This is a genomic window from Streptomyces sp. NPDC031445, from assembly GCF_055581365.1.
Genome location: NZ_JBVIJO010000005.1, coordinates 14,295 through 36,078 on the forward strand (window position 1 = coordinate 14,295; position 21,784 = coordinate 36,078).

Sequence of the window (21,784 nt, forward strand, 5' to 3'; positions counted from 1 at the left end):
AGGATTCCATGGCGTCCGTGGCCCGTTTCCGCAACGTCGTTCTCGACTGCCCCGATCCGCACGCGCTGGCCGCCTTCTACGCGGCACTCGCCGGGGGGACCCCACACCCCGAGGACGACGACTGGGTCGTGCTCCAGGTGCCGGACGGGCCGCGGATCGCCTTCCAGCGGGCCGAGGGGCACACCCCGCCGGAGTGGCCGCGCGCGGACCGCAACGGCCAGCAGCTCCACCTCGACTTCGACGCGGGCCCGACCTGGGCGGACCTCGACGCGGCGCACGAGCGGGTGCTGGCGCTCGGCGCCCGCCCGCTGGACCTGGAGGACCGCGAGACGAAGGACTACCAGGTGTACGCCGACCCGGCCGGGCATCCGTTCTGCCTGTGCCGGATCGACGAACGGTCGTGACGTCCGGGGCACGCCCGGCCCGGTGATCCGGATCTCCGCCGGGCCGGGCGTACCCTGGTCAGCTCCCGTCGCGCGTGCCGTCCAGCGACTCGATCGTGGCGAGGGACGGCGCGCGGGTGGCCTGGAGGTCCCGGGCGACGTCCTCCGCCGCGCCGAGCACGCGTACCGCGTTCTGCCAGGTCAGCTTGGCCAGGTCGGCCTTGGACCAGCCGCGGTCCAGCAGTTCCGCGAGCAGGTTCGGGTAGCCGGAGACGTCGTTCAGGCCGTCCGGCGTGAAGGCGGTGCCGTCGTAGTCGCCGCCGATGCCCAGGTGGTCGATGCCGGCGACCTCGCGCATGTGGTCCAGGTGGTCGGCGACCGTGGACACCGTGGCGACCGGGCGCGGGTTGCGCTCCTCGAAGGCCCGGTGGATCTTCATGGCCTCGGGGCTGGTGTCCAGGGAGTGCAGACCGTGGGCGCGCAGGTTCTCGCCGGCGGCGGCCGTCCAGTCGACGGCGGCCTGGAGCACGAACTTGGGCACGAACGTCACCATCGCCACGCCGCCGTTGGCGGGCAGGCGTTCCAGGACGTCGTCGGGGATGTTGCGGGGGTGGTCGCACACCGCGCGCGAGGAGGAGTGGGAGAAGATCACCGGCGCGGACGTGGCGTCCAGCGCGTCCCGCATCGTCGTCGCCGCCACGTGGGACAGGTCGACGAGCATGCCGAGGCGGTTCATCTCCGCCACGACCTCGCGGCCGAAGGCGGACAGCCCGCCCGCCCGCGGCTCGTCGGTCGCGGAGTCGGCCCAGTCCACGTTGTCGTTGTGGGTGAGCGTCATGTAGCGCACGCCGAGCGCGTACAGGCCGCGCAGGGTGCCCATCGAGTTGGCGATGGAGTGGCCGCCCTCGGCGCCCATGAGCGAGGCGATACGGCCCTGCCCGCGCGCCTCCTCCATGTCGGCGGCGGTCAGCGCGGGCGCCAGCTCGGCCGGGTAGCGGGCCAGCAGCCGCCGGACGCAGTCGATCTGCTCCAGCGTCGCCGCGACCGGGTCCGGCTGCTCGCACGGCACGTACACCGACCAGTACTGGGCGCCGACCCCGCCCGCGCGCAGCCGCGGCAGGTCGGTGTGCAGCCGCTCGCGCCGGTCACCGGCGATGTCCAGGGCGTCCAGGTCGTATCCGGCCTGCTCGCGCAGCGCCCAGGGCAGGTCGTTGTGCCCGTCGACCACGGGGAACTCGCGCAGCAGCGCGCGTGCTTCGTCCAGGGCGGCCACGGCGGTCACTTCCCGAAGCCGAAGCCGCTGCCCGCGCCCTCGACCTTGGAGCGCAGCCGCTTGCCCTTCTCGGTGGCCTGGTCGTTGAGGTCCTGCTGGAAGTCGCGCATGCGGTGCAGCAGCTCCTCGTCGTGCGTGGCGAGGATGCGGGCGGCCAGGAGGCCGGCGTTGCGGGCACCGGCGACGGAGACCGTGGCGACCGGGACACCGGCCGGCATCTGCACGATGGAGAGCAGGGAGTCCATGCCGTCCAGGTACTTCAGCGGCACGGGCACGCCGACGACCGGCAGCGGGGTCACGGAGGCGAGCATGCCGGGCAGGTGGGCGGCGCCGCCCGCACCCGCGATGATCACCTTCAGGCCGCGGTCGGCGGCCTGCTCGCCGTACGTGACCATCTCGCGGGGCATGCGGTGCGCGGAGACGACGTCGACCTCGTAGGGGATCTCGAACTCGTCCAGGGCCTTGGCGGCGGCTTCCATGACGGGCCAGTCGGAGTCCGACCCCATGACGATGCCAACAACGGGGCTCATTCGGTGATGGTGCCTCTCAGGTAGCCGGCTGCGTGACGGGCGCGCTCCAGCACGTCGTCCAGGTCGTCGCCGTAGGTGTTGACGTGTCCGACCTTGCGGCCCGGCTTCACGTCCTTGCCGTACATGTGGATCTTGAGCTTGGGGTCGCGGGCCATGCAGTGCAAGTACGCCGAGTACATGTCCGGGAAGTCGCCACCCAGGACGTTGACCATCACGGTCCACTTGGCGCGCGGGCGCGGGTCGCCCAGCGGCAGGTCCAGGACCGCGCGGACGTGGTTGGCGAACTGCGAGGTGATCGCGCCGTCCATGCTCCAGTGGCCGGAGTTGTGCGGGCGCATGGCCAGCTCGTTGACGAGGATGCGCCCGTCGCGGGTCTGGAACAGCTCGACGGCGAGGTGCCCGACGACGCCGAGTTCCTTGGCGATGGTCAGCGCCAGCCGCTCGGCGTGCAGCGCCAGGTCCTCGTCCAGGTCGGGCGCGGGGGCTATGACCGTGTCGCAGACGCCGTTGACCTGCTGCGACTCCACCACCGGGTAGGCGACGGCCTGGCCGTGCGGGGAGCGTACGACGTTGGCGGCCAGCTCGCGGACGTAGTCGACCTTCTCCTCGGCGAGGACGGGCACGCCGGCGCGGAACGGCTCGGCCGCCTCCTCGGCGTTGTCCACGACCCACACGCCCTTGCCGTCGTAGCCGCCGCGGACCGTCTTGAGGACGACCGGGAAGCCGTCGCCCTCCTCGGCGAACCGGACCACGTCTTCCGGGTCGCTCACGATCCGGTGCCGCGGGCACGGGATGCCGATCGCGTCGAGCTTCGCACGCATCACCCCCTTGTCCTGGGCGTGCACCAGCGCGTCCGGCCCCGGGCGCACGGGGATGCCGTCCGCCTCCAGGGCACGCAGGTGCTCGGTGGGCACGTGCTCGTGATCGAAGGTGATCACGTCGCAGCCGCGCGCGAACTCGCGGAGCGTGTCGAGGTCGCGATAGTCGCCGACGACGACATCGTTCACGACCTGCGCCGCGGAATCCTGAGGAGTGTCACTGAGAAGCTTGAACCTGATGCCCAACGGGATGCCCGCCTCGTGCGTCATACGCGCGAGCTGCCCCCCGCCGACCATGCCGACTACCGGGAACGTCACACCCCTAGCGTATCGGCCACGCGGCGGATGCCGGATCGCGTCCCTCTCACGGGCTCTTACCCGGTGCTTCCCCACCTCTTCCCGACCTGTTTCCACAGCGTGGGCCGGTCCACGGGCACCGGCGACCCCGCCCGGCTAGCATGGCGGGGTTGAGGAAACCTACCGACGGGAGCTGCACAGCCATGGAACCTCGTTCCTCGGGGCTGCAACGGCTCGTCCGCGAGGTGGCCAAGTTCGGTGCCGTGGGCGGCGCCGGCGTCCTCGTCAATCTCGGTGTGTTCAACCTGGTCCGGCACGTCTCGGACCTGCCGGTGGTGCGGGCCAGCATCGTCGCGACCGTCGTGGCCATCGTCTTCAACTACGTCGGCTTCCGCTACTGGACGTACCGGGACCGCGACAAGGGCGGGCGCACCAAGGAACTGACGCTGTTCCTGCTGTTCAGCGCGATCGGCCTGGTGATCGAGAACGGCGTGCTGTACCTGGCGACCTACGGCTTCGGCTGGGACAGCCCGCTGCAGAGCAACGTCTTCAAGTTCGTCGGCATCGGCGTCGCGACCCTGTTCCGGTTCTGGTCGTACCGCACCTGGGTGTTCCGGGCGCTGCCCGCCCGGGAGACCGTGGCGAGCGCGGAACCGGTCGCGGGGCGGGACCCGGCGAAGCGGGCGCCCAGGCAGCGCGTGCCGTAGCGGCGCGGGGCGGCTAGCGGACCGTCGGCTGGTCGTCGTCCGGGGTGCGCGCCGGAGGCGTGCGCGAGAGGAACAGGCCGAAGACCGGGGGCTGCGCCTGGAGCAGTTCGAGCCGTCCGCCGTCGGCCTCGGCGAGGTCACGGGCGACGGCCAGGCCGATTCCCGTGGAGTTCCGCCCGCTGATCGTGCGCTCGAAGATCCGCGCGCCGAGGTCGGCCGGCACGCCCGGCCCCTCGTCGGTGACCTCGATCACGGCCTGGTTGCCGGTGACCCGGGTGCGCAGGGCGACGGTGCCGCCGCCGTGCATCAGCGAGTTCTCGATCAGCGCGGCCAGCACCTGGGCGACCGCGCCCGGGGTGCCGACCGCCTGGAGGTGCCGCTTGCCGGAGCTGACGATGGCCCGGCCGGCGCTGCGGTAGGCGGGCCGCCACTCGGCGAGCTGCTGCTGGATGACCTCGTCCAGGTCGAAGGTGACGGCGGAGCCGGTCCGCGGGTCCCGTGAGTTCGTCAGCAGCCGCTGCACGACGTCCGTCAGCCGCTCGACCTGCGTCAGCGCGATGGTCGCCTCCTCCTTCACCGTGTCCGGGTCGTCGGTGAGGGTGATCTCCTCCAGCCGCATGGACAGCGCGGTCAGCGGGGTACGGAGCTGGTGCGAGGCGTCGGCCGCGAGCCGCCGCTCGGCCGTCAGCATGCGCCCGATCCGCTCGGCGGAGGCGTCCAGCACGTCCGCGACCCGGTCCAGCTCGGGGACGCCGTACCGCTTGTGCCGGGGGCGCGGGTCGCCGGAGCCGAGGCGTTCGGCGGTCTCGGCGAGGTCGGTCAGCGGGGAGGCGAGCCGGTTGGCCTGCCGTACGGCCAGCAGCACCGCCGCCACCACGGCGAGCAGCGCGACCAGCCCGATGATCAGCAGGGTCCGGCCGACCTCGCGGGTCACCGCGGAGCGCGGCTCCTGCACGGTGACCGTCTCGCCCTCCTCGCCGAGCTGCGTGGAGTGGATGGTGTCGCCCTCGGGCCTGTCGCCGATCTCGATGGGCGGCTTGCCGGGCATCCGGATGACCGCGTACTGGTCCTTGCTGACGGGGTTGCGCAGCACGTCCGCGTTGACGTTCTCGGCGGCGAGGATGCGGCTGTCCACGATGCTGGCCAGCCGCACCGCCTCCGACTCCACCCGTTCCTGGGCGCTGTTGCTGATCGTCCGTGTCTCGACGATCACCAGGGACACGCCGAAGACCGCGATCACCACGAGGACGACGGCGAGGGTGGACTGGATGAGACGTCGGCGCACGGGGATCTCCGGGGGGCTTTGTCAGTACCTTCGGGGGCAACGTCCCGAAGGGGCACGGGGAACCGAGCGGCCGGCCACGGCGGACCGGCGGCCGGACGTCCGCCGAGCCCTCTTCGGCACGACCCGTCATGTCGGCCGAGCCCCAGCGGCTGGGGGTACCCCCCTCCGGGGGAGCTCAGCTCTTCTCGAACCGGAAGCCCACGCCACGCACCGTCGCGATGTACCGGGGGTTCGCCGCGTCGTCGCCCAGCTTCTTGCGCAGCCAGGAGATGTGCATGTCCAGGGTCTTGGTGGACGACCACCACGTGGTGTCCCAGACCTCCCGCATCAGCTGGTCCCGGGTCACCACCCGGCCCGCGTCCCGCACCAGCACCCGCAGCAGGTCGAACTCCTTGGCGGTCAGCTGGAGTTCCTCGTCGCCCATCCAGGCCCGGTGCGACTCGACGTCGATCCGCACCCCGTGCGTGGCCGGCGGCTGCTGCGGTTCGGCGGCGCCGCGCCGCAGCAGGGCCCGCACCCGGGCGAGCAGTTCGGCGAGCCGGAACGGCTTGGTGACGTAGTCGTCGGCGCCCGCGTCCAGACCGACGACGGTGTCCACCTCGTCGGCCCGCGCGGTCAGGATGAGGATCGGCACGGTGTGACCGTCGGCGCGCAACCGGCGGGCGACCTCCAGGCCGTCCATGCCGGGCAGCCCCAGGTCCAGCACGACCAGGTCCACGCCGCCCTGCATTCCGGCGTCGAGCGCGGCGGGTCCGTCCTCGCGCACCTCGACCTCGTAACCTTCCCGGCGCAGGGCGCGGGCCAGCGGCTCCGAGATGGACGCGTCGTCCTCGGCGAGCAGTACACGGGTCATGAGGTGATGGTAGACCGCCCGCGTGCGGTGCCGGGGTGTGATCGGCACCCGGGCCTCTTACCTTCGTATGCTGCTGGTACGAACCATTGACCTGGGGATGCGATCGTAGGAGAGACCTTCGAATCAGGTTCCGTGGTTCCCGCGACACCTGTGATCCGTGTCTCAAGTCCTTCCATATCCGGCGGTGTCCTGCCGTATGGTGACCTGAACGCCTGTAGTACACCGGGGACCTTTGGCGCGGCATGTGACGCCGAGGGTCTTCTTTGTGTGCGGGCTGGCCGAGGCCAGCCTTGAAAGGAATGACCTCTGGCCGGGCTCCGGACGCAGCGACGCGTCGGGGGCGTGGATCCCGGTGGTCGCCGTCCGCCGCTCCGCGATCCGGGGCGGACCCCCCTGGGCGTGGGGGCGGGCGGCCGACCCCGCCGGTGCCGGCCGACACCCCCACCGGGCGCGCACGGCTCCACGCGCGTCCCGACCAGCAAGGAACGACCATGGCGTCCAGCCTGACGAAGGACTCGGTCCGACCGGGCACCCCCGGTTCCGAGAAGACCTTCTTCGGCCACCCCCGCGGCCTGGCCACTCTCTTCATGACCGAGATGTGGGAGCGCTTCTCCTACTACGGCATGAGGGCCCTTCTCCCGCTGTACCTGGTGGCCCCGGGCGGCCTGCACCTGAGCGCCGGCACGGCGACGGCGATCTACTCCGTGTACCTGTCGCTCGTGTACCTGCTCGCCCTGCCCGGCGGCTGGTTCGCCGACCGCGTCCTCGGCCCCCGCAAGACGGTCGCCGTCGCGGGCCTGGTCATCATGCTCGGTCACCTGTGCCTCGCACTGCCCGCCGCCGCGAGCTTCTTCGTCGGCCTGGTCCTCGTCGCCATCGGCTCCGGTCTGCTGAAGGCCAACATCTCCACGATGGTCGGCCACCTCTACAACGGCCCGCAGGACCCGCGCCGGGACGGTGGCTTCACGCTCTTCTACATCGGCATCAACCTCGGTGCCTTCGTCGCCCCGCTGGTCATCGGCACCGTCGGCGAGAACGTCAACTGGCACCTGGGCTTCGCGCTGGCCGCGCTCGGCATGGCGCTGGGCCTCGCCCAGTACCTGCTCGGCGGCCGCCACCTGAACGCCAAGAGCAGCGAGGTCCCGACCCCGCTGACGCCCGCCGAGAAGGCGTCCACCCTGCGCAAGGGCCTGATCTGGCTGGCGATCGCCGCGGTCTTCTACGGCGTCGTCGGCGGCACCGGCCACTTCACCCTCAACTGGGCGCTGATCCCGCTCACCCTCATCGGCCTGATCGTGCCGATCCTGGTCATCTCCCGGATTCTGCGCGACAAGGACCTGGAGCCGGCCGAGCGCTCCAAGGTGTCCGCGTACATCTGGTTCTTCGTGGCCGCCGCCGTCTTCTGGATGATCTACGACCAGGGCGGCTCCACCCTCTCGCTGTTCGCCGAGAAGAGCGCCGACAACACCATCTTCGGCTGGGAGTTCCCGGTCTCCTGGTACCAGTCGGTCAACCCGGTCATGATCATGGCCCTCGCGCCGGTCTTCGCCTGGCTGTGGCTGTGGCTGAACAAGCGCGGCAAGGAGCCGAGCACGATCGTGAAGTTCTCCTCCGGTCTGGTGCTGGTCGGCGCGTCCTTCTTCGTCTTCCTCGCCCCGCTGTCGATCGCCGAGGGCGGTCACAAGGCGGCGGCGCTGTGGCTGGTCGCGATCTACTTCGCGCAGACCGTCGGTGAGCTGACGCTGTCGCCGGTGGGTCTGTCGGTGACGACGAAGATGGCGCCGAAGAAGTACGCCTCGCAGATGATGGGCGTCTGGTTCCTCGCGGTGACCGCGGGCGACTCCGTCACCGCCCTGCTGTCGAACCCGGCCGTCGGCGGCGTCAACCTCGACAAGATGGGCTTCGTCGCCCTGGAGGCCGTGCTCGCCGTTCTCGCGGGCGTCGCGGTGTGGATGTACCGCGGCAAGGTGAAGAAGATGATGGGCAACGTGCACTAGCCACGGTGACCTGCACGAAGAGGGCCGCCGCACCCGGGTGGGTGCGGCGGCCCTCTTCGTGTGGGCGCTGAACGCCGGATCGCCGTGCCCGCGACCGGTCCCGGGGCCTTCGGGGCGCACGCCGTGGTCGCCGGTGCCGCCCGCCGCGCCGCCCGGCTGCCCGTCGCGTCCAGGGTGAGGGGGACGGCCGTCCTCACCGCGGTGCGGGCCGTGGTCGTACCGAGCGCCGTGACCGTGAGGATGCCCGGGGACAGCGTCGAGGTGCCGCCGGCGCCGGGTTCGTGGGTGCCGGTGCGGTCGGGAATCCGTACGGGGCCGCCGGACCCGACGGGGCTCGCGTTCGTCGGCCCCTTGCCCGGTTCGGCCGGGCTGGAGGAGAAGCCCCTCCGCCTGGACCCGGTGATCTCGCAGCCGAGCCGGCCAGGGCCGCGGCGGACGCGAGCGCGGCGGTACGTCCCGGGTACGGCACACGCCGGTGCCGCGGCGATCCGGCGTGCGCCCGGCGGTGCCGGGGGGAGGCGGGGGCCGGGGTGGCCTCCGCCGGCGTTCAGGCGGGAGCGCCCAGCTCCGCCCAGACCGTCTTGCCCGGCGTGCCGGGGGTGCGGACCACGCCCCAGTCCAGGCACAGCCGCTGCACGATGAACATGCCGTGCCCGCCGGGCCGGCCGGCGCGGTGCGGGGTGCGCGGGGCCGGCTGGCCGGCGCCCCGGTCGGAGACCTCCAGCCGGATCACCTTGTTGTCGCAGGTGAGGAGCAGTTCGTCGGGGCCCTCGGCGTGCAGGCAGGCATTGGTCACCAGTTCGGAGACCACGAGCAGTACGTCCTCGGCGGCGGCCCGCTGGTCGGCGGTGGCGGCGGGCAGCCAGCCCCACGCGTACAGCGCCTGGCGGGTGAAGTCGCGGGCGAGCGGGACGACCCCGCTCTCGCCTTCCAGGCGCAGCCTGCGGACCTGCCGGCCCCGGGTCTGCGCAGTGCCGTCGGCCGGGCCCGGCGGCCCGGACGACACGGACGGCGCGGCTGCCCCCGTGGCCGCGCCGACGGTCGACGCAGCCCCCTCGGACGCCCCGGAAGCGCCGCTGGGCTCCGGGCCGCGGTCGCCCGGCGAGTAAGGCCGGGTGGTGCTCATCAGCGCTTCACCTCACCGATTCACCAGTTCAAGATTCAATAGTCCGGTCATTGGTCCGGCCGGCGGTCTCCAGCCGGTCAGTCCTGTCGAAGGCCTGGCCTCCGTCGGCACCCCGGGCGCCGTCTCGTCGGGAGGTGGTCCGCACGCCGTACGAACGCCGTCCGGTGGTCGTCCGAACGCCGCCCGGCCGGGAATCCGTACCCGCCCGTCCGCCGGACGCACGCCCCGTCCCGGGCGCCGGTGGCCGGCGGAACGCCTCCCGCTTTCTTCTGCCCACTCCTGCCCGACCGATCCGGCGGAACACCCCCCGTTTCGGGCAGGAAGTGTGTAACTCCCACGGGAATCCGCGACGGACCGGACCGGGCACCGGGGCGCCGGGTCAGTCGGCACCGTCGGCCAGGGCCGCCTCCAGGGAGTCGTGGACGGTGAAGACCGCCTCGGCCCCGGTGATCTCGAACACGCGGGCGACCACCGGCAGCATTCCTGCCAGATGGACCCCACCCCCGGCGGCCTCCGCCTTCAGGCGGGCGCCGAGCAGGACGTTCAGCCCTGTGGAGTCGCAGAACTCCAGGCGTGAGCAGTCCACGACAAGCCGCGTGAAGCCCTTGTCCAAGAGGTCGTCGAGGGGCTCACGCAAAAGATCGGCGGTGTGGTGATCGAGCTCACCGGCCGGCGTCACAACGGCGCTGGAGCCCTCTTCCCGCACCTCCACCAGAAGCCGGCCCGACTGTGCGCTGCCGACCGTCCCGTGGTCCATGCCGTCTCTCTCTCCCGAGGTCGTGGCTGCTGATGCCCTCGAACATTACGCCTTCCATGCGCACTCCGACACCCGAAGTTCCGCACAGAAACGGACATATCGCTACAGAACGCACTTGCGACTCGCTCGCTGCACCGGGTAGGGCTAGTAAGGACACACGCACCTACACGCCGGCTTCGGAGGCGCCGCACACCGCAGTGCACGTACTGGCTTCGGCAGCCATATGCCGAGAACGATGGAGGACACCCATGTCACCCCGGCTCGACGCATCGCCTACCCCGACTGCGACGTCGACACCCCCACCGGAACAACTGGATCATCCCATCGGCCCCCTCGACCCCTTCGAGGGACTCCCGGAGATCCCCCCGTACGACGAGATCGCCCCGGTCGACGCGCGGGCGCTGTCCAAGACCCTCTTCGAGCGCCTGGAGTCGCTGGAGGAGGGGACGCACGAGCACGCGTACGTCCGCCACACCCTCGTCGAGCTCAACCTCGCGCTCGTCAAGTTCGCCGCCTCCCGCTTCCGCTCCCGCAGCGAGCCGATGGAGGACATCATCCAGGTCGGCACCATCGGCCTGATCAAGGCGATCGACCGATTCGAACTCTCCCGCGGCGTCGAGTTCCCCACCTTCGCGATGCCGACCATCATCGGCGAGATCAAGCGGTTCTTCCGTGACACCTCGTGGTCCGTGCGCGTCCCGCGCCGGCTCCAGGAGCTGCGGCTGGACCTGGCCAAGGCCGGCGACGAGCTGGCGCAGCAGCTGGACCGCGCCCCCACCGTCGCGGAACTGGCCGAGCGGCTCGGCATCTCCCGGGACGAGGTCGTCGAGGGCATGGCCGCCTCGAACGCCTACACCGCCTCCTCGCTGGACGCCCAGCCGGAGGAGGACGAGTCCGAGGGTGCCCTCGCGGACCGCATCGGGTACGAGGACCACGGTCTCGAAGGCATCGAGTACATCGAGTCGCTCAAGCCGCTGATCGCCGAGCTCGCGCCCCGGGACCGCAAGATCCTCTCCCTGCGGTTCGTGGCGAACATGACCCAGTCGGAGATCGGCGAGGAACTCGGCATCTCCCAGATGCACGTGTCCCGGCTGCTGTCGCGCACGCTGGTACGGCTGCGCAAGGGGCTGACGCTGGAGGAGTGACCCTCCGCGCGCGACTTCCCCGCACTGCGGTGAGCGGCCCGGCCACAACGCCGGGCCGCTCCGCCGTCCCCGTCACCCACCTCGCCGTCGTGCCGGGTGCCCGGCGGTCCAACCGTTATGCGGTTCCTCACGGAAACCTCTTCCCGCGACCGCCACCGTCCACCACCATGGGTCCCCAAACTGGCTGGTATGTCAGCGGCCTTCTCGGGACGGAGGGGTGTTGCATGGCTGAGGGGGACCACGCCACGGCGGGGGACCACGGCGACGCGCCGGACGCACGGCTGACCGAACTGCTGCGCTCCCCCACGCCCACGGCCTACCCGGCGTTGCGGGAGCTGCGCCGCCGGCACCACCCGGCGGTCCTCGCCTACGCCCGGCTGTGCGCGGCGAGCGAGTCCGCGGCCCGCCGGCTGGCGGCGGAGGCGTTCACCACGGCGGCCCGCGAGACGGCCCGGGGTGTCGAACCGCCCCTCCCCCTGCGCCACCGGCTGCTGCTTCTCACCGTGCGGCTGGCGGCCGGCTGGGCACGAGACGAACGCTCCGCCGGCGTCGACCCCGGCCTGCTGCTGGTGCTGACCACGGCAGGCCACCCCGGGGGCCCGACCCCGCCCCTGCTCCCGGCCTTCCGGTCGCTGCCGTCCCGCGCCCAGGGACTGCTCTGGTACGGCGTCCTGGAAGCGGAACCCGAAGAGCGCACCGCCGCCTTCCTCGGCCTCGGCCGCACGGACGTCTCCCACGACACCCCGCGGGCCCTCACCGCCCTGGCCCAGGCCTGTCTGCGGCACCGGCTGGCCGCCTCCGACGACCCGCGCTGCGCGGACTTCCGGCGGCTGATCGAGGAGGCGGTACGGCCGGACGCACCGCGCCGCGGCGCCGACCTGGACACCCACATGGCGCGCTGCCCTCACTGCGCGGCCGCGTTCGAGGAGCTGCGGGCGCTGCGGGACGCGCCCCGGCAGACCCTGGCCGAGGGCCTGCTGCCGTGGCGCGGAACGGCGTACCCGCGCGGGGACGAGCACCCCGCACCGGCCGCTGTGCCCCCGGCCGCGCCCACGCCGGGCCGGCCGCCCCGGGGCCGCGTCCTGCTGGGCTCGGCGGCCCTGGGGGTGGCGTTGACCCCGCTGCTGGTCTTCCTGTTCGGCCCCGCGCACCCCGCCGACCGCCGCCCGGCGGCGGCGACCCCCGCACCCTCCCCGGTGACCGTGACCGCAACGGTCTCGCTGCCCCCTCGCCCTTCCTCTCCCCCGTCCCCGTCCCCCACGTCCGCGCCCGCGTCCCCCTCCCCGGCGTCGCACCGCCCGACGTCCGCCCCGCCCCGCCGCGAGACCCCGAGCCCGACGCCCCCGCCCGCCCCGCCGGGCGCCGCCTACGCCCAGGTGGTCAACCTCGGCACGGGCCGCTGCCTGGACATCCGCGACGGCGACCTGGCGAAGGGCACCGACGTCGTCACGGCCCCCTGCGGCTCCTCCGCGACCCAGCGCTGGAGCGTCGACGCCTCCCTGGGCGTGCTGCGCTCGGCGGCCGACGACGGCTTCTGCCTGGACAGCCGGGGCTCGGCCGACCGGGGCGTGGGCATCTGGGAGTGCGACTCGGTCCACGGCCGCAACGGCGAGAACCTCCGCTTCACCGTCGCCCCCGACGGCACGATCCGCCCCGCCATCGCCACCGGGACGGCGGTGACCCCGTACGACGGCGACGCCGTGATCCTGCGCACCCTGTCGGGCGGCCGCGGGCAGCGGTGGCGGGCGGGGGCGCGGTGAGCGTGCCCCGCGCTCAGACCACCCGCACCCCGCGTCGCCACACGCCGCTGACCAGGGGTACGCCCGGGCGGTAGGCCAGGTGTACGTGGCTGGGGGCGTTCAGGAGGGTCAGGTCGGCGTAGGCGCCGGGGGTGAGCCGGCCGATGTCCGTGCGGCGCAGGGCCGCCGCTCCGCCCGCCGTGGCCGACCAGACCGCCTCGTCGGGGGTCATCCGCATGTCGCGGACGGCCAGGGCGATGCAGAAGGGGAGGGAGGAGGTGAAGGAGGAGCCGGGGTTGCAGTCGGTGGAGAGGGCGACCGTCACGCCCGCGTCCAGCAGACGGCGGGCGTCCGGCCACTCGGCCCGGGTGGAGAACTCGGCGCCGGGGAGCAGGGTGGCGACCGTCGAGCCGTTGGCCAGGGCGTCCACGTCCGCGTCCGTGAGGTGGGTGCAGTGGTCGGCGCTGGCCGCGTCCAGTTCCACGGCGAGCTGGACGCCGGGACCGTGGGAGAGCTGGTTGGCGTGGATGCGCGGGTGCAGGCCCCTGGCCTTGCCGGCCGTGAGGATCGCGCGGGCCTGGTCGCCGTCGAAGGCGCCCTTCTCGCAGAAGACGTCGATCCAGCGGGCGTGCGGCGCGCACGCGTCCAGCATCTCGCCGGTGACCAGGGCGACGTAGGCCGCCGGGTCGTCGGCGTAGTCCGGGGAGACGATGTGCGCGCCGAGGTACGTGACCTCGTCGGTGTGCCGCGCCGCGAGGCGCAGGGCGCGGGACTCGTCCTCGACGGTGAGGCCGTAGCCCGACTTGGTCTCGAAGGTGGTGGTGCCCTGGCGGAGGGCCTCTCCGAGGTAGCGGGTGAGGTTCGCCTCCAGTTCCGCGTCGCTCGCGGCCCGGGTGGCCGCGACGGTGGTGCGGATGCCGCCGGCCGTGTAGGAGCGGCCGGACATGCGGGCGTTGAACTCCTCGGTCCGGTCGCCCGCGAAGACCAGGTGGGAGTGGGAGTCCACGAAGCCCGGAAGCACCGCCCGGCCGCCCGCGTCGACCCGGTTGTCAGTGGCGGGTGCTTTGCTTGACTCACCGGTCCACGCGATGCGGTCGCCGTCGATGACGACGGCCGCGTCCTGGACCAGACCGAGGGGGGACCCCCGTCCGAGGGAGGGGTCGTTGGTGACCAGCGTGGCGATGTTGGTGATGACGGTGCTGCTCATGGTGTCGTCCTCGTGGGGGTCGGCGTTGCTCAGCCGCGCAGGGCTTCGACGGCGGCGGCCAGCGCCTGCGGCACATGGGGTACGAGCGTGTGCACGCCGTCGCGTACGACGTGCCGGCCGCCCACGACCGTATGGCGTACGTCCGCCGCGCCCGCCGCGAATACGGCCGTCTCGGCGCCCAGTCTGGGCAGTGTCCCGGCCGTCCTGACCGAGTCCAGGGCGATCGTCGTCAGGTCGGCGAGCGCGCCCGGCTCGATGGTGCCGGCGTCGTCCCAGCCGAGGGCGGCGTGGCCGTCGGCGGTGGCGGCCCGCAGCAGGGCGGCGGCCGTCCAGTGGCCCCGGGTGCGGCTGCGCAGCCGCTCGTTCAGCTCCATGGCGCGTGCCTCTTCGAGCAGGTCGATGACGGCGTGGCTGTCGGAGCCGAGGGAGAGCGGGGAGCCGGCCCGCTGGAGGGCGACGGCCGGGCCGATGCCGTCGGCCAGGTCCCGTTCGGTCGTCGGGCACATGCAGGTGCCGGTGCCCGAGTCGCCGAGCAGGGCGATGTCCCCGTCGGTGAGGTGGGTGTTGTGCACCCCGGTGGTGCGCGGCCCGAGGACGCCGTGGTCGGCGAGCAGCCGGGTGGGCGTGCGGCCGTGGGCGGCGAGGCAGGCGTCGTTCTCGGCGGTCTGCTCCGACAGGTGCACGTGCAGCGGGGCACGCCGCTCCCCGGCCCAGCGTGCCACGGTCGCCAGCTGTCCGGCGGGCACCGCCCGTACGGAGTGGATCGCCGCCCCGATCCGCGCGTGGTCCCGTTCCTTGAGAACTGAACAGCGTTCGGCCCAGGCCTCCGCGCTGCCGTCGGAGAAGCGCAGCTGGTGGGCGGTGGGCGGCTCGCCGAAGCCGGAGGAGAGGTAGCAGGTGTCGAGGAGGGTGATGCGGACGCCGGCCTCGGCGGCGGCGGCGATCAGCGCCTCCCCCATGGCGTTGGGGTCGGCGTAGGCGGTGCCGCCGGGGGCGTGGTGCACGTAGTGGAACTCGCCGACACAGGTGATGCCGGCGAGGGCCATCTCGGCGTACACCGCGCGGGCCAGGGCGTGGTAGGTCTCCGGGGTCAGCCGGTCGGCGACGGAGTACATCACCTCGCGCCAGGTCCAGAAGGTCCCGGAGCCGACCTGGACGGTGCCGCGCAGCGCCCGGTGGAAGGCGTGGCTGTGGGCGTTGGCGAGCCCGGGCAGGGTGAGCCCGCGCAGCACCTCGGCGCCGGGCGGCGGAGTGGGCGTCCCGGTGCGGACGGCACCGATCCGGCCGTCCGTCACCTCCACCGTGACCCCGGGCTCGACACAGGTGCCGAGCCAGGCGTGCTCCAGCCAGTAGGTCCCCTTGGTCACCTGCGGACCAGTCCTTCCAGTACGTCGGCGAGTGCGCGCACCCCGGCCACGCAGTCGTCCTCGGCGGCGGACTCGGCCGGGGAGTGCGAGACACCGGTGGGGTTGCGCACGAACAGCATGGCGGTCGGGACGCTCCCGGACAGGATCCCGGCGTCGTGTCCCGCACCGGTGCCGAGGACGGGCACCTTCAGGCCGGTGTCCTTGCCCAGGATGCGGCCGAGTTCGTCGCGCAGGGCGTGGTCGAACTCCACGACCGGGGTGAAGGACTCCCGGACGACGCCGAGGTCGATGCCGTGGGCGTCGGCGTACTCCCGGGCCGCCTTCTCGATGCCGCCCACCACCGTGTCCAGGGTGTCCTGGTCGGCGGCGCGGGAGTCGAGCCACCCGCGCACGAGGGACGGGATCGCGTTCACCCCGTTGGGCTCGACGGCGATCTTCCCGAAGGTGGCGACGGCACCGGCGAGTTCGGCCTCGCGGCGGGCGGCGAGCACGGTCTCGGCGTACGACAGCATCGGGTCGCGGCGGTCCACGAGCCGGGTGGTTCCGGCGTGGTTGGCCTCGCCCCGGAAGTCGAACCGCCACCGCCCGTGCGGCCAGATGGCACTGGCGACGCCGACCCGGTCGCCGGACAGGTCCAGCGCGCGGCCCTGTTCGACGTGCAGTTCCACGAAGGCGCCGATCCGGGCCAGCCGCCCGGGGTCGGCCCCGATGGCGTCGGGGTCGTACCCGGCCGCCTCCATGGCCCGGGGCAGGCTGACCCCGTCCCCGTCGGTGAGCCGGTGGGCCTGCTCCACGGTGAGCTGCCCGGCGGTGAGCCGGGAGCCGACGCAGGCGAGCCCGAACCGGGCGCCCTCCTCGTCCCCGAAGTTGACGATGGCGAGCGGCTTGGCGAACTCGACGCCCCGGCCGCGCAGTTCGTCCAGGGCGGCGAAGGCGGACACGACCCCGAGGGGGCCGTCGAAGGCCCCGCCGTCCGGCACGGAGTCCAGGTGCGATCCGGTGACGACGGCGTCACCGGCGGCCGGGTCCCCCAGCCAGGCCCACTGGTTCCCATTGCGGTCGACCTCGTAGGCGAGCCCGCGGTCCTCGGCCTGCTGCCGGAACCAGGCCCGGCACTCGGCGTCCGCCCCGGTCCAGGCGTAGCGCCGGTAGCCGCCGGAGCCGGGGTGCCGGCCGACGGGGAGCAGCTCGCGCCACATCTCCTGGAAAGAAGTCCCGGGCCGCGGGCTGTCGTTCCGCCGGGCGGCAGGGGCGCCGTGCCCGGCCTCGCCGACCGTCACGCCTCGTCACCCTCGCGCATGGGCACCCGGACCCCCCGCTCGGCCGCGACCGACTCCGCGCTGTCGTACCCGGCGTCCACGTGCCGGATGACGCCCATCCCGGGGTCGTTGGTGAGGACGCGCCGGATCTTCTCGCCGCCGAGCTTGGTGCCGTCGGCCACGGTGACCTGGCCGGCGTGGATGGACCGCCCCATGCCGACGCCGCCACCGTGGTGGATGGAGACCCAGGAGGCGCCCGAGGCCACGTTGACCATCGCGTTCAGCAGCGGCCAGTCGGCGATCGCGTCGGACCCGTCGAGCATGGCCTCGGTCTCCCGGTACGGCGAGGCGACGGAACCGCAGTCGAGGTGGTCGCGGCCGATGGCCAGCGGCGCGGCCAGCTCGCCGCTCGCGACCATGTCGTTGAACCGCTCGCCCGCCTTGTCGCGCTCGCCGTAGCCGAGCCAGCAGATGCGGGCGGGCAGGCCCTGGAAGTGGACGCGCTCACCGGCCAGCTTGATCCAGCGGGCCAGGGACTCGTTCTCGGGGAACAGCTCCAGGATCGCCTTGTCGGTCTTGGCGATGTCGGCCGGGTCGCCGGACAGGGCCGCCCAGCGGAAGGGGCCCTTGCCCTCGCAGAACAGCGGGCGGATGTAGGCGGGGACGAAGCCGGGGAAGGCGAACGCCCGGTCGTAGCCGGCGAGCCGGGCCTCGCCGCGGATGGAGTTGCCGTAGTCGAAGACCTCGGCGCCGGCGTCCATGAAGCCGACCATGGCCTCCACGTGCCGCGCCATGGACTCGCGGGCGCGGGTGGTGAAGCCGGCCGGGTCCTTGGCCGCCTCGGCGGCCATGTCCTCGAAGGCCATGCCCACCGGGAGGTACGACAGCGGGTCGTGGGCGGAGGTCTGGTCGGTGACGATGTCGACGGGGGCGTTCATCGCGAGGAGCTGCGGGACCAGTTCGGCCGCGTTGCCGAGGACGCCGATGGACAGCGGACGCCGGGCGTCCCGCGCCTCGGTGGCCAGCTGGAGCGCGTGGTCGAGGGAGTCGGCCCTGACGTCGAGGTAGCGGTGCTCGATGCGGCGCTCGATGGCGCGCGGGTCGCAGTCGACGCAGATCGCGACGCCGTCGTTCATGGTGACGGCGAGCGGCTGGGCGCCGCCCATGCCGCCGAGGCCGGCGGTCAGGGTGATGGTGCCGGCCAGGGTGCCGCCGAACTTCTTGGCGGCGACGGCGGCGAAGGTCTCGTAGGTGCCCTGGAGGATGCCCTGGGTGCCGATGTAGATCCAGGAGCCCGCGGTCATCTGGCCGTACATGGTCAGGCCGAGGGCCTCCAGGCGGCGGAACTCCTCCCAGTTGGCCCAGTCGCCGACCAGGTTGGAGTTGGCGATGAGGACGCGCGGGGCCCACTCGTGGGTCTGCATCACGCCGACCGGCCGGCCGGACTGGACCAGCATGGTCTCGTCCTGCTTGAGGGTCCTCAGGGTGCGGACCATGGCGTCGAAGGAGCGCCAGTCGCGGGCGGCCTTGCCGGTGCCGCCGTAGACGACGAGCTTGTCGGGGTGCTCGGCGACCTCGGGGTCGAGGTTGTTCTGCAGCATGCGCAGGGCGGCTTCCTGCTGCCATCCCAGGGCGCTCAGTTCCGTGCCGCGCGGTGCTCGTACGGGGCGGGGTCCCGACATCGTCTGCCTCCTCCTGTGCCTACGTCTATTCACATCCTGTAGGTCTGAATAGAGCTAGTCAATACATCGGGACGGCCCCGTCCGCGCGCGGCGGGTGTTTGGCTGGAAGCACCGGTAGCCGGGAGCAGGACGGAGGAGCCGTGGCGGAGATCGAGACGGTCGGGGACGTCGGGAGCGAGGCGCGGGGGCGGGCGGCCCGCCGGGACGGGGCCGTGCGGGCCGCCGTCGAGCGGGGACTGCTGGGCCCGGACGCGGCCGTGGTGGGCCTGCTGGACGTCGTCGGCATCCGGGAGTCGGCGGCGGCGCTGCGGGCGGCGTTCGACGCGGTCGTGCCGCCCGGCACACCCGTGCTGCACGCCTTCGCGGTGAAGGCGACCCCGCTGGTGCCGGTGGTGCGGCTGCTGCACGAGGCGGGCATCGGCGCGGAGGTGGCGAGCCCCGGCGAGCTGGCGCTGGCCCGCGCCGCCGGGGTGCCGCCCGAGCGGACGGTGCTGGACTCGCCGGCCAAGACCCCGGCCGAGCTGCGCGAGGCGCTGGCCCTGGGCATCGCCGTGAACGCGGACAACGCGCAGGAGCTGGACCGGCTCGACGCCCTCGTGCACGCCACGCCGACCCGGTCCCCGCTCGGGCTCCGGGTCAACCCGCAGATCGGCGGCGGCACCATCGGGGCGACCTCCACGGCGACGCGGACCTCGAAGTTCGGGGTGGCGCTCAGGGACGAGGGGGCGCGCGACTGGGTCGTCCGGGCGTACGCGCAGCGGCCGTGGCTGACCCGGCTGCACGCGCACACCGGCTCGCAGGGCATCCCGCTGCCGCTGCTGGCGCGGGGCGCGGCGGAGGTCTACGCGCTCGCGGAGGAGATCAACGCGGCCGCCGGGCGGCGGCAGGTCGACACGATCGACATCGGCGGCGGGCTGCCGGTGAACCTCGCGTCGGAGGAGACGACGCCGTCGTACGCCGCCTACGCGCGGCTGCTGGCCGAGCGGGTGCCGGGGCTGTTCGACGGGCGGTACGGGCTGGTGACCGAGTTCGGGCGGTCGCTGCTGGCCAAGTACGGGACGGTGGTGGCCCGGGTGGAGTACGCCAAGAGCGCGGGCGGACGGCGGATCGCGGTGACGCACGCGGGCGTGCAGGTGGCGGCGCGGACGGTGTACGTGCCGGGGGCGTGGCCGCTGCGGATCGCCGCGTACGACGCCGGGGGGCGGCCGAAGACGGGGCCGGAGGTGGTGCAGGACGTGGCCGGGCCGGCCTGCTTCTCGGGCGACCTGCTCGCCGAGGGGCGCGCGCTGCCGCTGCTGGAGCAGGGCGACTACGCGGCGGCGCTGGACACGGGCGCGTACTACTTCGCCCACCACTACGCGTACAACTCCCTCGCCCGGCCGGGCGTCTACGGCTACGCGCCGGACGGCGAGGGGGGCGTCGCCTTCGCCACGGTACGGGAACCGCAGACCGTCGCGGAGGTGGTGGCGGAGTCGGGAGGGGCGCACGCGTCCGCGCTGACCGGCCTCTCGCCCCGGTGATCAACTCCCGTGCGGCACAGGCCAGTTGACCCACACTAGTACGCCCGGCGCATGTTCCAACGGAAAATGCCAAACGCCTCACCTCTCGCACACACGTTGCGTAGTGTCGGCGTCACTCAACCGGAGTCCCAGGCGGGAGGGGAGCCACGGTGCCCGGAATCGACGAGTGCCTGCTGGAAGCGATGCGGTTGCCCGGTGCCCGGGGAGCCGCGCTGGTGGACTGGACGAGCGGACTGGCCCTCGGCACGGTCGGGGAGGCGCCCGGCGGCGACCACGAGACGACCGCCGCCGAGGCCGCCGAACTCGCCCGGATGGCCGCCGAGCACGGCACCTTCGCGGCGGGCGGCGACCTGCCGCCCGTGGAGGACGTGATCATCAGCAACGGCGACAGCTACCACCTGCTGCGCTTCGTGGACACGTCGTTCGACAGCAGCGTGTTCCTGCACCTGTGGCTCGGCCGCGGGGAGGGCAACCTCGCGCTCGCCCGGATCCGGCTCGGTGAGATGGCCGCCCGGCTGGTGCTGGGATGACCGTGGTCGGCACCCCGCAGCCGGCCCTCCCGGTCCGGGACAAGGAGGCCGGGCGCGCCCTGTCCCCGATGCTCACCCGGCTCGCCGAGGAGCGCGCCACCGGCGTCCTGGTCCGCGAGCACGGCGTCCTGCACCTCGCCGAGGGCCGGGTGGTGCACGCCGAGAGCCCCCTCGCCCCCGGTCTCGACGTGCTCCTCACGGCCCACGGCACCCTCGCCGCCACCGCCTGGCAGCAGGCGGCGGCACGGACCACGGGCCCCCTGCACGCGGCCGAACTCCTGCTGCGCTCGGGGGTGCTGCCCACCGGCGCGCTGGAGCTGTGCCACCTGGACGCGGTGTACGACGCCGGGTACTTCGCACTGGCGCCGAGCAGCACGCCGGGACGGTTCCGGTACGACTCCGCGCCCCGGCTCGGCCCGCTGCCCTCGGTGCCGGTGGTCGCGCTGGAACGCGAGACGCTGCGCCGCCGGCTGCTGCTGCACCGGCTGTGGCCCGACCCGGCCGCCGACACCGCCCCGCTGATCCGCGCGGACCCGGCCGGCCCGGTGACGCCCCGGCAGCGGGCCGTGCTGGACCGCGTGGACGGGGTGCGCACGGCCGCCGACATCGCCCGGAACCTGGGCCGGCAGGCGTTCCACACGCTGGTCGACGTGCGCCGGCTGACGGCGGCCGGGCAGATCGCACCCGCGCCCACGGCACCCGCCACGCCGCCGCCGCTGCCCTACCAGGTCACCACCGACCCCGACATCGCGCTGCTGAAGAGGCTCAGGGATGCGCTGGAGGCGCTTTGAACGGCAACGCCCCGCCGAGAGGAGAGACCTGATGGTGGCCGAAGAGGACCTGCGGACCGTCCTGGAGGAGCTGCTGCGGCTGCGCACCCGGGTACCGCAGCTCACCGGCGCCCTCGCGGCCGGCGTCGACGGCCTCGTCGTCGCCCACGACACCCCCGGCGTCGACCCGGAGGGCCTGGCCGCGCTCACCGCCGCCGCGCTCGGCGTCGCCGTGCGGGTCGCCGACGCCACCGGGCACGGCGGCTTCCGGGAGCTGCTGGTGCGCGGCGAGCGCGGCTACATCGCCACCTACGCGGCCGGCCGCACCGCCGTCCTGACCCTGCTCGCGCAGGACCGGGTCAACGTCGGCCGGCTGCACCTGGAGGGCCGCCGGGCCGGCGCCCGCATCGGGGAGCTGCTGGACGCCGCCGAGGCCGTACGCCCGCTCCCGAGGACCACCCCCGCACGGACCCGCACTCCCCGCGCGCCCCGCACCACGGCCGCCGAGGCGCGCACCGCAACCGACAGCTGAAAGGACC

20 protein-coding genes are annotated in these 21,784 nt (G+C 73.3%); 9 read left to right on the plus strand and 11 right to left on the minus strand.

The features are described 5' to 3' along the window. The first annotated feature begins 8 nt into the window (after window positions 1-8). The gene (locus ACZ5DC_RS15200; RefSeq protein ID WP_468652850.1) at window positions 9-404 is read left to right on the plus strand and encodes a VOC family protein; all 396 of its coding nucleotides are present in this window, start codon (window positions 9-11) and stop codon (window positions 402-404) included. A gap of 58 nt (window positions 405-462) precedes the next feature. Here the strand turns inward: ACZ5DC_RS15200 and ACZ5DC_RS15205 are convergent, their stop codons facing one another. Genes ACZ5DC_RS15205 through ACZ5DC_RS15215 form a run of 3 tightly spaced genes read right to left on the minus strand, consistent with a single transcriptional unit; the run spans window position 463 to window position 3,322 of the window. After that, the gene (locus ACZ5DC_RS15205) at window positions 463-1,656 is read right to left on the minus strand and encodes a dipeptidase (protein WP_468653529.1); all 1,194 of its coding nucleotides are present in this window, start codon (window positions 1,654-1,656) and stop codon (window positions 463-465) included. A 5-nt stretch (window positions 1,657-1,661) separates the two neighbouring features. Beyond that, entirely contained in the window at window positions 1,662-2,186 is a 525-nt protein-coding gene (gene purE / locus ACZ5DC_RS15210; protein WP_366749618.1) for a 5-(carboxyamino)imidazole ribonucleotide mutase, read from the minus strand. After that, window positions 2,183-3,322, minus strand: a complete 1,140-nt coding sequence (locus ACZ5DC_RS15215) for a 5-(carboxyamino)imidazole ribonucleotide synthase (RefSeq protein ID WP_366749619.1) — start codon at window positions 3,320-3,322, stop codon at window positions 2,183-2,185. Before ACZ5DC_RS15215 ends, purE begins: the two co-directional genes overlap by 4 nt. A gap of 182 nt (window positions 3,323-3,504) precedes the next feature. On the opposite strand from ACZ5DC_RS15215, the gene ACZ5DC_RS15220 reads away from it, so the two are divergent. Beyond that, window positions 3,505-4,008: a GtrA family protein gene (locus tag ACZ5DC_RS15220; RefSeq protein WP_468652853.1), complete on the plus strand. Its 504-nt coding sequence runs from the start codon at window positions 3,505-3,507 to the stop codon at window positions 4,006-4,008. A gap of 13 nt (window positions 4,009-4,021) precedes the next feature. On the opposite strand, the gene ACZ5DC_RS15225 is transcribed toward ACZ5DC_RS15220, so the two are convergent. Further along, window positions 4,022-5,293, minus strand: coding sequence for an ATP-binding protein (locus ACZ5DC_RS15225; protein WP_468652855.1), 1,272 nt, complete (start codon window positions 5,291-5,293; stop codon window positions 4,022-4,024). A gap of 175 nt (window positions 5,294-5,468) precedes the next feature. Beyond that, a complete protein-coding gene (locus ACZ5DC_RS15230; protein WP_030653180.1) occupies window positions 5,469-6,146 on the minus strand; it encodes a response regulator transcription factor in 678 nt (225 codons plus the stop codon). A 491-nt stretch (window positions 6,147-6,637) separates the two neighbouring features. On the opposite strand from ACZ5DC_RS15230, the gene ACZ5DC_RS15235 reads away from it, so the two are divergent. Continuing rightward, complete coding sequence (locus ACZ5DC_RS15235; protein WP_468652857.1) at window positions 6,638-8,143, plus strand: peptide MFS transporter; 1,506 nt, start codon at window positions 6,638-6,640, stop codon at window positions 8,141-8,143. 547 nt (window positions 8,144-8,690) lie between these two features. On the opposite strand, the gene ACZ5DC_RS15240 is transcribed toward ACZ5DC_RS15235, so the two are convergent. Both ACZ5DC_RS15240 and ACZ5DC_RS15245 read right to left on the minus strand, forming a co-directional pair. After that, window positions 8,691-9,269, minus strand: a complete 579-nt coding sequence (locus tag ACZ5DC_RS15240; RefSeq protein ID WP_468652859.1) for an ATP-binding protein — start codon at window positions 9,267-9,269, stop codon at window positions 8,691-8,693. A 379-nt stretch (window positions 9,270-9,648) separates the two neighbouring features. Beyond that, window positions 9,649-10,026, minus strand: a complete 378-nt coding sequence (locus ACZ5DC_RS15245) for an STAS domain-containing protein (RefSeq protein ID WP_171155630.1) — start codon at window positions 10,024-10,026, stop codon at window positions 9,649-9,651. A gap of 248 nt (window positions 10,027-10,274) precedes the next feature. Here ACZ5DC_RS15245 and ACZ5DC_RS15250 point away from each other — a divergent pair, with 248 nt between their 5' ends. Both ACZ5DC_RS15250 and ACZ5DC_RS15255 read left to right on the plus strand, forming a co-directional pair. Beyond that, complete coding sequence (locus ACZ5DC_RS15250; protein WP_468652862.1) at window positions 10,275-11,171, plus strand: RNA polymerase sigma factor SigF; 897 nt, start codon at window positions 10,275-10,277, stop codon at window positions 11,169-11,171. A 224-nt stretch (window positions 11,172-11,395) separates the two neighbouring features. Next, a complete protein-coding gene (locus ACZ5DC_RS15255) occupies window positions 11,396-12,931 on the plus strand; it encodes a ricin-type beta-trefoil lectin domain protein (RefSeq protein ID WP_468652864.1) in 1,536 nt (511 codons plus the stop codon). 13 nt (window positions 12,932-12,944) lie between these two features. Here the strand turns inward: ACZ5DC_RS15255 and hutI are convergent, their stop codons facing one another. The 4 genes from hutI to hutU are packed head-to-tail and all read right to left on the minus strand — an operon-like array spanning window position 12,945 to window position 18,425. After that, complete coding sequence (gene hutI / locus ACZ5DC_RS15260) at window positions 12,945-14,117, minus strand: imidazolonepropionase (RefSeq protein ID WP_468652865.1); 1,173 nt, start codon at window positions 14,115-14,117, stop codon at window positions 12,945-12,947. 29 nt (window positions 14,118-14,146) lie between these two features. After that, window positions 14,147-15,484 carry a formimidoylglutamate deiminase gene (locus ACZ5DC_RS15265; RefSeq protein ID WP_468652867.1) on the minus strand — a complete coding sequence of 446 codons (1,338 nt, stop codon included), beginning with the start codon at window positions 15,482-15,484 and terminating at the stop codon, window positions 14,147-14,149. Then, window positions 15,481-16,764, minus strand: coding sequence for an allantoate amidohydrolase (locus ACZ5DC_RS15270; protein ID WP_468652869.1), 1,284 nt, complete (start codon window positions 16,762-16,764; stop codon window positions 15,481-15,483). The genes ACZ5DC_RS15265 and ACZ5DC_RS15270 overlap by 4 nt, the downstream gene beginning before the upstream one ends. Beyond that, the gene (gene hutU / locus ACZ5DC_RS15275) at window positions 16,761-18,425 is read right to left on the minus strand and encodes a urocanate hydratase (RefSeq protein ID WP_468652871.1); all 1,665 of its coding nucleotides are present in this window, start codon (window positions 18,423-18,425) and stop codon (window positions 16,761-16,763) included. The genes ACZ5DC_RS15270 and hutU overlap by 4 nt, the downstream gene beginning before the upstream one ends. Here hutU and ACZ5DC_RS15280 point away from each other — a divergent pair. From ACZ5DC_RS15280 to ACZ5DC_RS15295, 4 genes are all read left to right on the plus strand, one after another. Next, a complete protein-coding gene (locus ACZ5DC_RS15280; RefSeq protein ID WP_468652873.1) occupies window positions 18,398-19,945 on the plus strand; it encodes a type III PLP-dependent enzyme domain-containing protein in 1,548 nt (515 codons plus the stop codon). The genes hutU and ACZ5DC_RS15280 overlap by 28 nt on opposite strands. Before the next feature lie 149 nt (window positions 19,946-20,094). Continuing rightward, entirely contained in the window at window positions 20,095-20,475 is a 381-nt protein-coding gene (locus tag ACZ5DC_RS15285; RefSeq protein ID WP_468652875.1) for a hypothetical protein, read from the plus strand. Beyond that, window positions 20,472-21,266 (plus strand): transcriptional regulator, encoded by a 795-nt coding sequence (locus ACZ5DC_RS15290; RefSeq protein ID WP_468652877.1) that lies wholly within the window; start codon window positions 20,472-20,474, stop codon window positions 21,264-21,266. The genes ACZ5DC_RS15285 and ACZ5DC_RS15290 overlap by 4 nt, the downstream gene beginning before the upstream one ends. A 31-nt stretch (window positions 21,267-21,297) precedes the next feature. Then, window positions 21,298-21,777 carry a roadblock/LC7 domain-containing protein gene (locus ACZ5DC_RS15295; protein ID WP_171155610.1) on the plus strand — a complete coding sequence of 160 codons (480 nt, stop codon included), beginning with the start codon at window positions 21,298-21,300 and terminating at the stop codon, window positions 21,775-21,777. The last annotated feature ends 7 nt before the right edge of the window (window positions 21,778-21,784 follow it).

Bases quoted from the DNA above. Each gene is read 5' to 3' on its own strand.
- ACZ5DC_RS15250 (WP_468652862.1), top strand. From the start codon at position 10,275: ATGTCACCCCGGCTCGACGCATCGCCTACCCCGACTGCGACGTCGACA.
- hutI (WP_468652865.1), bottom strand. From the start codon at position 14,117: ATGAGCAGCACCGTCATCACCAACATCGCCACGCTGGTCACCAACGAC.
- ACZ5DC_RS15245 (WP_171155630.1), bottom strand. From the start codon at position 10,026: ATGGACCACGGGACGGTCGGCAGCGCACAGTCGGGCCGGCTTCTGGTG.
- ACZ5DC_RS15200 (WP_468652850.1), top strand. From the start codon at position 9: ATGGCGTCCGTGGCCCGTTTCCGCAACGTCGTTCTCGACTGCCCCGAT.
- ACZ5DC_RS15230 (WP_030653180.1), bottom strand. From the start codon at position 6,146: ATGACCCGTGTACTGCTCGCCGAGGACGACGCGTCCATCTCGGAGCCG.
- hutU (WP_468652871.1), bottom strand. From the start codon at position 18,425: ATGTCGGGACCCCGCCCCGTACGAGCACCGCGCGGCACGGAACTGAGC.
- ACZ5DC_RS15240 (WP_468652859.1), bottom strand. From the start codon at position 9,269: ATGAGCACCACCCGGCCTTACTCGCCGGGCGACCGCGGCCCGGAGCCC.
- ACZ5DC_RS15235 (WP_468652857.1), top strand. From the start codon at position 6,638: ATGGCGTCCAGCCTGACGAAGGACTCGGTCCGACCGGGCACCCCCGGT.
- ACZ5DC_RS15255 (WP_468652864.1), top strand. From the start codon at position 11,396: ATGGCTGAGGGGGACCACGCCACGGCGGGGGACCACGGCGACGCGCCG.
- ACZ5DC_RS15290 (WP_468652877.1), top strand. From the start codon at position 20,472: ATGACCGTGGTCGGCACCCCGCAGCCGGCCCTCCCGGTCCGGGACAAG.
- ACZ5DC_RS15295 (WP_171155610.1), top strand. From the start codon at position 21,298: ATGGTGGCCGAAGAGGACCTGCGGACCGTCCTGGAGGAGCTGCTGCGG.
- ACZ5DC_RS15220 (WP_468652853.1), top strand. From the start codon at position 3,505: ATGGAACCTCGTTCCTCGGGGCTGCAACGGCTCGTCCGCGAGGTGGCC.
- purE (WP_366749618.1), bottom strand. From the start codon at position 2,186: ATGAGCCCCGTTGTTGGCATCGTCATGGGGTCGGACTCCGACTGGCCC.